The 12359-nt window shown below is 57.9% G+C and carries 11 protein-coding genes; 5 read left to right on the forward strand and 6 right to left on the reverse strand.

All coding sequences use genetic code 11. From position 1 onward, the window contains the following. Positions 1–84: 84 nt before the first annotated feature. Entirely contained in the window at positions 85–423 is a 339-nt protein-coding gene (locus tag ABUK73_RS15330; protein WP_113087576.1) for a TIGR01244 family sulfur transferase, read from the forward strand. 42 nt (positions 424–465) lie between these two features. Beyond that, entirely contained in the window at positions 466–807 is a 342-nt protein-coding gene (locus ABUK73_RS15335; protein WP_062450148.1) for a RidA family protein, read from the forward strand. A gap of 365 nt (positions 808–1172) precedes the next feature. Here the strand turns inward: ABUK73_RS15335 and ABUK73_RS15340 are convergent, their stop codons facing one another. The 4 genes from ABUK73_RS15340 to ABUK73_RS15355 all read right to left on the reverse strand — a co-directional run bounded on the left by ABUK73_RS15340 (position 1173) and on the right by ABUK73_RS15355 (position 6298). Next, a complete protein-coding gene (locus tag ABUK73_RS15340; RefSeq protein WP_353578043.1) occupies positions 1173–1925 on the reverse strand; it encodes a HugZ family pyridoxamine 5'-phosphate oxidase in 753 nt (250 codons plus the stop codon). A 210-nt stretch (positions 1926–2135) separates the two neighbouring features. Continuing rightward, positions 2136–3788 (reverse strand): thiamine pyrophosphate-binding protein, encoded by a 1653-nt coding sequence (locus ABUK73_RS15345; RefSeq protein WP_353578044.1) that lies wholly within the window; start codon positions 3786–3788, stop codon positions 2136–2138. Continuing rightward, positions 3785–4990 carry a CaiB/BaiF CoA transferase family protein gene (locus ABUK73_RS15350; RefSeq protein ID WP_353578045.1) on the reverse strand — a complete coding sequence of 402 codons (1206 nt, stop codon included), beginning with the start codon at positions 4988–4990 and terminating at the stop codon, positions 3785–3787. Before ABUK73_RS15350 ends, ABUK73_RS15345 begins: the two co-directional genes overlap by 4 nt. A gap of 372 nt (positions 4991–5362) precedes the next feature. Further along, positions 5363–6298, reverse strand: a complete 936-nt coding sequence (locus tag ABUK73_RS15355; RefSeq protein WP_353578046.1) for an alpha/beta hydrolase — start codon at positions 6296–6298, stop codon at positions 5363–5365. A 104-nt stretch (positions 6299–6402) separates the two neighbouring features. Between ABUK73_RS15355 and ettA the strand changes: the two genes are divergently transcribed. Both ettA and ABUK73_RS15365 read left to right on the forward strand, forming a co-directional pair. After that, positions 6403–8052: an energy-dependent translational throttle protein EttA gene (ettA, locus tag ABUK73_RS15360; RefSeq protein WP_353578047.1), complete on the forward strand. Its 1650-nt coding sequence runs from the start codon at positions 6403–6405 to the stop codon at positions 8050–8052. 203 nt (positions 8053–8255) lie between these two features. Then, positions 8256–10493 (forward strand): methyl-accepting chemotaxis protein, encoded by a 2238-nt coding sequence (locus ABUK73_RS15365; RefSeq protein WP_353578048.1) that lies wholly within the window; start codon positions 8256–8258, stop codon positions 10491–10493. Positions 10494–10656: 163 nt separating this feature from the next. Here ABUK73_RS15365 and ABUK73_RS15370 read toward each other — a convergent pair whose 3' ends face one another. Then, positions 10657–10980, reverse strand: a complete 324-nt coding sequence (locus tag ABUK73_RS15370) for a winged helix-turn-helix transcriptional regulator (RefSeq protein WP_353578049.1) — start codon at positions 10978–10980, stop codon at positions 10657–10659. Between the two features lie 151 nt (positions 10981–11131). Here ABUK73_RS15370 and gstA point away from each other — a divergent pair, with 151 nt between their 5' ends. Continuing rightward, entirely contained in the window at positions 11132–11767 is a 636-nt protein-coding gene (gstA, locus tag ABUK73_RS15375; RefSeq protein ID WP_353578050.1) for a glutathione transferase GstA, read from the forward strand. 56 nt (positions 11768–11823) lie between these two features. Here the strand turns inward: gstA and ABUK73_RS15380 are convergent, their stop codons facing one another. After that, complete coding sequence (locus ABUK73_RS15380; protein WP_353578051.1) at positions 11824–12288, reverse strand: VOC family protein; 465 nt, start codon at positions 12286–12288, stop codon at positions 11824–11826. Positions 12289–12359 lie beyond the last annotated feature (71 nt).

Consider the following 12359-nt stretch of genomic DNA (forward strand, 5'->3'; position numbering starts at 1 on the left):
GATTTAACCCCTTACACCGGTTTCGGATTTTAGGACGGCACGGCCTGTAAAGGTCGGTTGCCGTCGCGACCGGAGGACACGAAGATGGATATCAGGCGTATCGACGACGAATATTCCGTAACCGGCCAGATCAGCGTTGCCGATCTCGATGAGGTCAAGGCGCAGGGCTTCAAGTCCATCGTCTGCCATCGCCCCGATGGTGAAGAAGACGGCCAGCCGCTGTTTGCCGATATTGCCGAACGCGCCGAAGAACTGGGCATTGCCATCGTGCATGTGCCCGTCGGTCGTTTTGGCGTGGATGCCGATGCCGTAGCCGGCATGGTGGATGCGCTGGACGAGCTTCAGCGCCCGATGCTGGGCTTTTGCCGCTCCGGCGCGCGCTCCACGGCCATTTACGAAAAGACCCATCATATCCGCGGCTGAGTTCCAGCCATCTGCAAAAGACGACCAACAGGAGTTTCCAGCATGAGCATCAAGCGTATCGAACCCGGCAAGCGCATGAGCGGCGCAGTCGTTCACGGCAACACGGTCTACCTCGCAGGTCAGGTCGGTGAAGGCACGTCCGTGACAGAACAGAGCAAATCCGCTCTGGCCGAAGTCGACCGCCTGCTGGCGTTGGCCGGTTCCGACAAGTCCAAGGTTCTCCAGACCATCATCTACCTCTCCGACATGTCCACCTTCGGCGAAATGAACGCCGTCTGGGAAGGCTGGATCGACCCCGCCAACCCACCAGCCCGCGCGACCAGCGAAGCAGCGTTGGCTACGCCGGATTATAAGGTTGAGTTTATCGTGACCGCTGCTATTTGAGTGGCTTGAGCATTTGACGATAAAGCCGGTCCTTGTGGCCGGCTTTTTTGTTGGCTGGTTTACAATAGCAGGTGGCAGTGGGTGTGGCTCACCCCCTCTGTCCTGCCGGACATCTCCCCCTCAGGTGGGGAGATCGGCAAGATGCTCACTCACCGCTCCAATTGTAGCGTCAGAGGAGGGCTCCTGCAAAACAACTCGTCGCCCTGTGCAACGTCTGAGATGACCGGTGAGCGCGCGCCCAGCTAATCTCCCCACCTGAGGGGGAGATGTCCGGCAGGACAGAGGGGGGTAAGCCACACCCGCCGCCGTTTGCTATTTCGCCATACAGCAAGGAATTCTGCTTAATTTTGAATTCCTTACCTCCATCACTTCGAAGTTCGATTCAGCGCCTTGCCAAGTTGATTCACATTCGTCACGCGCTCGTCAAACCACAGCCGGGCAAGATCGCCAGCCGATGCAAGATTAATCCCATCCGGATCGACAGACGTAATTTTCCACGCCCCGGTTTTCTTACCCGCCAGAACCGCCAGACGTGATGCCTCGCCCTTGATGGCGTTAAGGCGATCCACTTCGGCTTCAAGCCCTTCAGAACTGGAAAGGTCCGTGCGCAAATCGGCTGGTGTGATGTTGCTGGCATTGCGGGCAGGGCCGCCGTTGATTTGTACACCTTCGATGTTCAGGCGGTAAAGCTGCGTGTCCGGTAGCGAGAGGTAGAGCTTGGCTTTCGGATAGCGGGCGATGTAGCGCGCCTTGGCAAGCGGGACCTCGTCATCACCCATCAGCAGGGCCTTTCCAACCAGCGTCAGTCTCGGCAATGTCAACGCATCGCCCTTGCTGAAAGGTGCGAGAACCAGCGAGATGCGCGGGTCCATTTCGATGTTGCGGGCGTGGAGGGCGAGCCGGGCTGCGAAGAAGAACGGCGTGCCATCCGGCTCAATGGCGATGTTCGTGGCTGTGTTGTAGGGATAACCGCTTTGCGGATCGATCGTCGCGAGCCCAGCGATACGGCAGGTGTGCAGTACGTCCCGCGCCACGCGCACGGCTTCGAACGGCGCACCGGCTGAGGGTTCGATGGTTGCGCTGCGTGGTGTGATGGGTGGGATTGTCGTGTCTGCCATTGTTGTCTCCGTAGCCAGTCGCGGTATAGCCCGGCACAACGGCCAGTCAACTCGTGAATAGCGTTCCACGACCTCCGTCATCCCGGACCTGATCCGGGATCCAGTCAGACCAAGTCCTTGGTCTGAAAGAACTCTTTTCGTCTTGCAGACGCAAGCCGGCTGGATCCCGCATCAAGTGCGGGATGACGGCGGAAAGGGCGTCAGCAACGATTACGTCCTCTCACGAATCTGCGTCAGTGTCCGCGCAGGCGTAATCGCTTCCGGGTCGAGCTTCACCTCGATGATCGCAGGCTTGCCGCTGGCACGCGCACGCTCATAGGCCGGGCCGAAATCTTCCGTTTTCTCAACGATTTCGCCATGGCCGCCATAGGCCTTGGCGAAGGCGACGAAATCGGGGTTGACGAGGTCCGTGGCGCTGACGCGGCCGGGATATTCCCGTTCCTGATGCATGCGGATGGTGCCGTAGGTGCCGTTGTTGACCAGCACGGTGATGATCGGCAGGCCGTACCGCACGGCGGTGATGAATTCCTGGCCGTGCATCATGAAGCAGCCGTCACCCGCAAAGCAGACGACTTCGCGGTCCGGGAACAGATGCTTTGCCGCGACGGCGGCGGGCAGGCCGTAGCCCATGGAGCCGGAGGTGGGCGCGGACTGCGTGTTGAACCGCTGGAAGCGGTGGAAGCGATGCAGCCAAGTGGCGTAATTGCCAGCACCATTGGTGAAGATGGCGTCAACGGGGGTATTGGCTTCGATCCAGTCCATGATCGGGCCCATCTGCACCGGGCCGGGGCCAGTCTTTGGCGGGGTAGACCACTTCAGATAAGCATCGTGCATGGCGGCGGTGCGTTCTGCCCAGACGTGGTTTTGCGGCGCATCAAGGCTTTCGATTGCATCCACGAAGTCGCTGGCGGAGGCGCAGATCGCGAGATCGGGGCGATACATGCGGCCAAGCTCTTCGGCATCCGGGAAGATGTGCACCAGCGTCTGCGACGGGTAGGGGATGTCGAGCAGGGTGTAACCCGATGACGGCATTTCCGACATGCGGCTGCCCAATAGCACGATGAGATCAGCGTCCTTGATCTCCTTTGCCAGCGCCGGGTTGATACCAATGCCGACATCGCCCGCATAGGATGGGCTGAGATGATCGAACAACATCTGACGACGGAAAGAGCAGCCGACGGGCAGTTTGAAGGTTTCGGCAAATGTCTTGAATTTCGCAACGCTGTCTTCGGTCCAGCGGGTGCCGCCGACGATGACCATGGGGCGTTTGGCAGCGCCTAGCAGCTCGGCGAATTTGACAATCTGTTTGGGGCCGGGGTGGTTTTCGACGGGTGTGTAGGGCTGGGCGTCCGGTGCGTCGACCAGATCGACCAGCATATCCTCGGGCAGGCTCAGCACCACGGGGCCGGGGCGACCGGAGGTTGCGATGGCAAAAGCGCGGGTGACGAATTCCGGGATGCGGCGGGCATCATCGATTTCGCCGACCCATTTGGCGAATTCGGTGAAGGCGCGACGATATTCGACCTCCTGAAAGGCTTCACGCTCACGCGCATCGCGCTGCACCTGGCCGATGAACAGGATCATCGGAATGGAATCCTGCATGGCGATATGCAGACCAGCAGCCGCGTTGGTCGCGCCGGGGCCGCGTGTGACCATGCAGATGCCGGGTTCGCCGGTCAGGCGTCCCCAGGTATCTGCCATCATCGCCGCGCCACCTTCCTGACGGCAGACGACCGTTTCGATGCCGCTTTCGTAGAGAGCATCCAGCACGGCCAGATAGCTTTCGCCCGGCACGCAGGAAACACGCGAAACGCCGTTGGCTTTCAGGGCTTCGACAATCAACTGTCCGCCGGTTCTCTTCATGGCGCAATGTTCCTTTCGATGTCTCTCAACTCGGCCAGTACTTCATCCTGATGCTCGCCGAGGCGAGGGCTTGGTCGATTATAATGCAAAGGCGTTTCGGACAATATGATGGGTGTGCGGACGCCCGGAATGACGGTGCCATCGGCTGCTTCCAGATCGACGCGCAGGCCACGGGCCTCTACCTGCGGATCGGCGAACATTTCCTCGATGGAGTTGATGGGACCGGCGGGCACGGCATTGGTTTCGCAAGCCGTCAGCAGGTCGCGCTTCGTCCATTTCAGTGTTTCGGTGGAAACGATCTGGCGCACCTCGACCTTGTGGGCGACGCGGGCCTTGTTGGTGGCGTAACGTTCGTCATCAGCAATGGCATCGATGCCGAGGATCTTGCACAGGCGGCGGAACTGGCCGTCATTGCCGACGGCGAGAATGAGGAAGCCATCAGCGGTCGGCACCACCTCATAGGGCGAAATATTCGGATGCGCATTGCCCAGCCGCACGGGTGCCTTGCCGGAGATGAGGTAATTCATGTTCTGGTTGGCCAGCACGGCCGATTGCACATCCAGCAGCGCCATATCGATATGCTGACCATGCCCCGTTCTCATGACGTGAATGAGGGCGGCCTGAATGGCGGTGACGGAGTAGATGCCGGTGAAGATATCGGCCACCGCAACGCCCGCCTTCATCGGCTGACCATCCGGCTCACCGGTGATCGACATGAAGCCCGACATGCCCTGGACGATGTAATCGTAACCGGCAAAATCCGCGTAAGGGCCTGTCTGGCCGAAGCCGGTGATGGAGCAATAGATGAGCTTGGGGTTCAACGCCCGGAGCGACTGGTAATCCAGCCCGTATTTCTCCAGCCCGCCACGCTTGAAGTTTTCAATCACCACATCGGCAGTCTTGACCAGACGTCGAACGGTCTGGCGACCTTCTTCGGTTTTCAGATCAACGGTGATGGAGCGCTTGCCGCGATTGGTGGAGTGGTAATAGGCAGCAGAAAGATTGTCGCCATCGGTGCTTTCCACGAAGGGCGGCCCCCATGCGCGGGTATCATCGCCACCATCAGGGCTCTCCACCTTGATGACATCGGCCCCCATATCCGCCAGCATCTGGCCCGCCCAGGGACCTGCCAGCACACGCGCAAGCTCGATAACACGAATGCCTGCAAGAGGCGGCTGTTTTTTATCGGAAGGTTCGGCCATGTCTGTCTCACTCTTTTGAGGAGTTTATAGACGGACGACCTTTTGCGCGCATGTGATATTATCTCATGGGGGCATTCCGATTTGGAAATAAGGTAAACTCCAACAGAGCTTAAGGGCGTGGCGTGCTTTCAGCAATTGGTTGAACGGCGAGGCGCAAGCCCATCGTGCGCAATATTGCACTCAGATTTCAGTTTCGGGCTCCGTCACCCCGGACTTGATCCGGGGCCCAGTAGACGCGCGTCTGCGCGGCGTAAGAGTCTGTCACCCCAAAGACTTGGGGTGACTGGATTCCGGCTCAGGGCCGGAATGACGGAAGGCGGGAGCGTTGCGGCTGGAACCTGCTGTCCGGATGCGGCGTGACGGAAGAGGGGACTATAGCGTCGTCACCTTCCTCGCCCATTCTGCAAAATCCGCTGCCGGAACTTCCCAGCCGATTTCGTGCAGGGTTTCGTGGCGCATGTTGGGGTAGATGTGGTCTTCGACCGCAGTGAACCCTGCGTTGCGGAACTGCTGGGCCAGCCAGACAATTTCGCGGCCATTGTTGGTGGCGGCGTCTTCGTTGCCGCTGACGAGCAGGATGGGCAGGTCTTTGGGCAGGCGCGACAGGAGTTTCGGGCCGCGATAGGACATTTCGAAGACGTCCTGCCATAACGACACGCTGGCTTCGAACTGGCAGAGCGGATCGTTGACATAAGCATCGACCGCAGCCTTGTCGTGGCTTAGCCAGTCTGCCGTGGTGCGCTTTTCCGGCATCTTGCTGTTCCAGATACGGAAGGTCGTCTTGGGCAGGATGGCGCTGGGGACATCCGAGCCTTTCAGCATTTTCTCTATTCTGAGAATGACCTGCGCCAAGCGCCCCATGATGCCAGTGTTGAGGTTGGAGTTCCAGATCGACAGGGCATCGAAGCTGCCGGGATTGCTGACGGCTGTGTTGAGCGCGATGAGGCCGCCCATGGAGTGGCCGAAGAGGATGATGGGCAGGCCGGGGTGGCGTTCGGCAACCAGCGTGCGCATTGCCATGACATCGGTGATGACCTTGGTCACGCCCTCCTTCCAGGCAAAGCGCCCGATGGGGGCCTCATCCGCTTTCGTGCGACCGTGGCCGCGATGGTCGTGGGCGTAGACCTCGAAACCCTGTTTCGACATGACCTCGGCGAAACGGCGATAGCGCCCGGCATGCTCGACTAGACCGTGGCAGATCATCAATATGCCACGGGGCGTGCCGGTGGCGGGTTGATGCCGGTAGGCGAGGGTTGCGCCGGAAGGGCTTTCCAGCCGGTTGATTTCGCCAAACATCATATCGTCCATTCCCGTCTCCGGCGCTTGCTTATTCTTGGTTGGAGGTTGCTCCAAAGCCTCATTTACCCTACATAGCGGCAACTTTCCCAAACTGACGTGGAGCATTCGCTACAATGGCACGCCAATTCATCTACCACATGTCGGGGCTGAACAAGTCTTACGGCGCAAAGAAGATTCTCGAGAACGTCAACCTGTCGTTCTACCCGGATGCCAAGATCGGTATTCTCGGCCCCAACGGTGCGGGTAAGTCGACCGTGCTGCGCATCATTGCCGGTCAGGACAAGGATTTCACCGGTGAAGCCTGGCTGGCCGAAGGTGCGACCGTTGGTTATCTGGAGCAGGAACCACATCTGGACCCGGCCAAGAACGCATTTGAAAACGTCATGGTTGGCGTGGCCGACAAGACTGCCGTTCTCGACCGCTACAACGAACTGATGATGAACTATTCCGATGAGACCGCCGATGAAGGCGCGAAGCTTCAGGACATCATCGACAGCCAGAACCTCTGGGATCTGGAACAGCAGGTCGAAATGGCCATGGAAGCCCTGCGCTGCCCGCCAAAGGATAGCGACGTAACGCTGCTGTCCGGTGGTGAGCGCCGCCGTATTGCGCTCTGCCGTTTGCTTCTATCGCAGCCGGACCTGCTGCTGCTCGACGAACCGACCAACCACCTTGACGCCGAAACCATTGCGTGGCTGGAAAAGCACCTGCGCGATTACCCCGGCGCCGTGATGATGATTACCCACGATAGATACTTCCTGGATAACGTCACAGGCTGGATTCTCGAACTCGACCGTGGTCGTGGCATTCCTTACGAGGGCAATTACTCTGCTTACCTGACGGCGAAAGCCAAGCGTATGCAGCAGGAAGCCCGCGAAGATGCAGGCCGCCAGAAGGCGATTTCGCGTGAACAGGAATGGATCGCATCCAGCCCGAAGGCACGTCAGGCCAAGTCCAAGGCCCGTATCAAGTCCTACGAGCAACTGGTGGATGCCGCCGACAAACAGCGTCCCGGCGACGCGCAGATTATCATTCCGGTTTCGGAGCGCCTGGGTCAGGTGGTTATCGAGATGGAAGGCATCGTCAAGGGCTTTGAAGGCCGCACGCTGATCAACGATCTGTCGATCAAGCTGCCGCCGGGCGGTATCGTCGGCATCATCGGCCCCAACGGTGCCGGTAAGACGACGCTGTTCAAGATGATCACCGGTCAGGAAAAGCCCGATAGCGGTTCGGTTCGCATCGGTGAAACCGTGCAGCTTGGCTACGTCGACCAGAGCCGCGATGCGCTTGCAGCCGACAAGACCGTCTGGGAAGAAATTTCCGGCGGTGCCGAAGTCATCAAGCTCGGCAAGTTCGATATGAACTCAAGAGCTTACTGCGGCGCCTTCAACTTCAAGGGTGGCGACCAGCAGCAGAAGGTGGGCAACCTTTCCGGTGGTCAGCGCAACCGCGTTCACCTTGCGAAGATGCTGAAGGCCGGCGGTAACGTTCTCCTTCTCGACGAACCGACCAACGACCTTGATACGGAAACACTCGGCGCGCTGGAAACAGCCCTCGAAAACTTCGCCGGCTGCGCCATCATCATCAGCCACGATAGAATGTTCCTCGACCGCCTTGCCACCCACATCCTCGCCTTCGAAGGCGACGGCCATGTGGAATGGTTCGAAGGCAACTTCGAAGACTACGAACAGGACAAGGTCCGCCGTCTGGGCGCTGACGCGCTCAACCCCGGTAGCCAGTCCTACAAGCGTCTGACGCGGTAATCTGCTTCAGAAATAACAAAAGTCAAAAGCCGCTGTGCAGTCATTGCCCAGCGGCTTTCTCTTTTTTAGTCGCGCATTATTTTGAGAGCGAAGTGAAGGGAGAATTTTCAAAATTATCTTCTTGGGGATAATGATTTTAACACGTTCTTATATTCGATTTGAGAGATTGCGATTAGTTTCCTAGAGGGGGTGTAGGGGTCGCAATGTTTTCCATCAGAAATATTCTTGTCACCGTGTTTCTTGTCATAAGTGTAGCGCTTGGCGGCATGGTTACTCGGTCGCTTTACGTTTCATATAACAATTTCAGTAACTTCCGCGATGTTGCTGCATTGACGGCAGTGGACAAAGCTTTGTTCGACTTCCTGTTGAACTATCGTCTGGAGCGCGGGCATTCGAACACCGTTTTCATCACGGTGCCGGAAAAAGCTGCCTCGACCCAGAAGGAGATTCCGGTCGATCGCCAGAAGGTCGACGATGCGATGAAGGCGATTACGGAATCGATCGTGGCTGTGAACAAGCCTGACTTCACCGATATGCTGAACAAGATAAAGACCAACTACGATACAATCGTCTCCATGAGGCAGGCGATCGATACGCAGTTGGCGATGGATATGCAGAGCCGTGACAAGGACGTCAACGCGAAGCAGTTGAGTTTCGGAAGCGGCGTTCTCGAGCATCTTGAAAAGAGCTCGCAATATACCGAAGCGAAAATTCGTCTGTTGGACAGCAGCTTGATGGACCTTCTTCAGATCCGTTACAACGCATGGGCTGCACGTGCTGCTGCGGGTGCTGAGAACATTGTTCTGAACAAGGCTGCTGCGCTGAAGACGCCGCTTTCACGCGATGAAATTGTCGATCTGGTAGCCCAGGACACCTCCGTTAATGCGGCATGGAAACAGGTTCGCGTTCTCATCGATCATCCTTCGACGCCGGATGAGCTGAAACAGGCTATGTCCGCTGCTGAATCGGGTTATTTCAACAGCTCTGTCTCTCAAATGCGAGCCGATATGTTCAAGGCGGCCACGAATGGGCAGGCGCTGGACGTTTCGCTCGATGCGTGGATCACACCGAGTTCAAAATCTCAGGCTCCGATTGCCGCAGTTGTCGTCCTGTCGCTGAAACTGGTCAATGACAAAGCCAACACGCTGGCGAATTCCGCTTTCTCCGATGTTGTCTTCTATGGCGCCTTGCTGTTGGTCACTGCCATCGTCGCCGTCGCCGGAATGCTGATCGTCGTGCGCCGGGTTGCGGGTCCGATTGGTGCGTTGACGTCCACAATGAACGATCTGGCCGGTGGCAACACGGCGCTCGACGTTCCATTTGCCGATCGCAAGGATGAAATTGGAAAGATGGCAGGCTCCGTCGAGGTGTTCCGACTGGCTGCCATTCGAAACAAACAGCTGGAAGCCGAGACGGAAATCAACCGTCAGCGCTCGGAAGAGGAACGCGTGGCGACACAGCGCACTGCCGAAGCCGAAGCTGAAGCACGGCTTGTGCAGGCGACCAGCACCTTCGCCGTCAGCATGAAGCGTCTTGCTGCGGGCGACCTGCTCTGCGAGCTAAACGAGCCTCTGACGTCGCAGTTTGAAGCGCTGCGTCAGGATTTCAACAGCTCCGTGCGTCAATTGCGCGAAACGCTATCAAGCGTTGGCCAGTCGGTCTCTACCGTAACCAGCGGTTCGCATGAAATCTCCTCCGCTTCGGACGATCTGGCCAAGCGCACGGAACAGCAGGCGGCATCACTGGAAGAAACCGCAGCGGCGCTGGAGCAGATCACCGCAAATGTGACGTCCACCTCCAAGCGTTCCGCAGAAGCGCGTGGCGTGGTGCGGACTGCACGCGAAAAAGCCAGCAACTCCAGCGACGTGGTGCGCAATGCAGTTGCGGCGATGGAGAAGATCGAAGACTCCTCCAAACAGATCGGCCAGATCATCGGCGTCATCGATGAAATTGCCTTCCAGACGAACTTGCTGGCGTTGAATGCCGGTGTGGAAGCTGCACGTGCGGGCGAGGCTGGCAAGGGCTTTGCGGTGGTTGCGCAGGAAGTGCGCGAACTAGCGCAACGGTCTGCCAAGGCGGCCAAGGAGATCAAGGAACTGATCGGTAATTCGGCAATCGCCGTGGGTGAGGGCGTTCGTCTCGTCAGCGATACCGGAACAGGACTGGGCGAGATTGCCGAACTGGTACAATCGGTCAATGTTCACATGGAAGCGATTGCCACGGCTGCGCAGGAGCAGTCCGTTGGACTTGCCGAAGTCAACACCGCCGTCAACCACATGGACCAGGCCACGCAGCAGAATGCGGCGATGGTGGAAGAGATGAATGCAGCGGGTGCTTCACTGGCACAGGAAAGCGCCAACCTGAACGACCTGCTGTCAAACTTCCAGTTGGGACAGGAGAGTGGACGGCGGGCTGCGTCATCTGGACGGTGGGCAGCTTAACCAGCCGTGCGCGCTGCGGCTGGCCCGCAGCGTTCCCGATACCACAAGGCAACACGGCGCTGGCCGTGGTGCCTGAACGGGAAGCGTTTTTAGTTTAAGCGCGAAAATTCAACGAGGCGGCGATAGCCGCCTCTTTTGCGAAAGCCACATAGCACCGTAGCCTTCAAGCCGCCCTGCGCGCTTTCAGCCACAAACCAAATTCCTGAACCACGGTCACGACTTTCTCCATTCGTCTCCCATCCTCTGTCAGTGCATACTCCACTTTGACGGGGACTGTGGGATAGACGGTGCGCTGGACAAGTCCTGCCTCTTCAAGTGCGCGCAGATCAAGGGTCAGCATGCGTTGGGAAATGCCCGGCATCAGCCTGCGCAATTCGTTAAACCGCTTCTGCCCATCGACAAGATAAGACGCGATCAGCAGACGCCAGCGCCCGCCGAGGAGATGCATGGCTTCTTCGACGGAGCAGCCCGATACGGTGTCTTTCATCTGAAGAGCCTCTCGATGATACCAGGTATAATTTTTGTACCTAGATGACAAGTTTTTGCGTTCTTACGTTTTTATACCGCATGAATTACAGGGTTGGCACGTCCTCTTCAAGCGCAAGGGGGATCGTGAAATCCATGGAGAATTTTCCAATATGAAACTGTATTATATGCCTGCTGCCTGCTCGCTTTCGCCGCACATCGTCGCGAATGAACTTGGTCTCGATGTCGAGTTCATCAAAGTCGATCATAGCGACCACACGACCGAGCAGGGCAAGAATTTTTACACCGTCAACCCGCATGGCTACATTCCGGCTCTCGAACTGGATGATGGCAACGTGTTGCGGGAAGGTACTGTTATCGTTCAGTATCTCTCGGACCTGAAACCCGAACTGGGTCTGGCGCCCGCCAATGGGACATTCGAGCGGTACAAACTCCAGGAGATGTTGAGCTTCCTTTCAACGGAGGTCCATAAGGGCTTCATTCCGTTGCTGTATGCGCAGTTGGCAGGGGATTATTTGAAGACCGCAAAGCCAAAGCTGGAAAAGCGCTTTGCGTGGATCAACGATCATCTCGCCGATAAGCCGTTTCTGATGGGCGACAGCTTCACCGTCGCCGACGCCTACCTTTTTGCTCTGACGGGTTGGGGACAGGCACCCTGGCTGAAGTCCTATTACACTGCGCCGATTCAATTCGACGCATTGCAGGCCCTTCAGGCTTGGTACGAGCGTGTGAAAGCTCGCCCGTCGGTGCAGACGTCGATCCTTGAGGAGGGGCTGGATTTGAATTGAGGGGCACTCATGCGTCGCCGGCCGTCTGACGACGCATGAGCTTTCTGCGGTTGGCTTTAGTCTTTTGCCAGCCGTTCCCATTCCGAAAACGTCATCATTCCCGCAATTTCGGGCCGGGCTTGCTCTGGCAGGATTGAGATATATTCCAGCTGATGTCCGTCCGGGTCGTCGAAATAGACGTTTGCGGACGGCATCCACGGGAAGACGCTGGGTTCGGTTATCTCGATACCGGCGCCATTGCGGGGGATGATGCCCTTTCCGCGCAGATAGCCCGGCGCTGCGATGACCTGGTCGAGCGTCGTTTTGAAGGCGATATGCAGTTTCAGACGTAGCGGCGAACTGTGGATCGACCAGAGGCCGATCATGGATGTTTCAGGCCCGCCGACCCAGAAGAAGGCCACGTTTCGGTCTGGAATGGTGTGGGCCAGTTCGAGCCCGACGACATCGCGGTAGAATTCGATTGAGCGCGTGAGGTTGGAAACGGTCAGATGTGCCTCGTAAAGTCCTTTTATCGAGATCATGGTCAACTCCTGTTGGTGTGACAAACGCCTTGAATGGCGCTTGATTGATGAGCTGACAGGGTTCATAGGAC

Source organism: Agrobacterium vacciniicorymbosi, from assembly GCF_040427045.1.
Taxonomy (GTDB): Bacteria; Pseudomonadota; Alphaproteobacteria; order Rhizobiales; family Rhizobiaceae; genus Agrobacterium.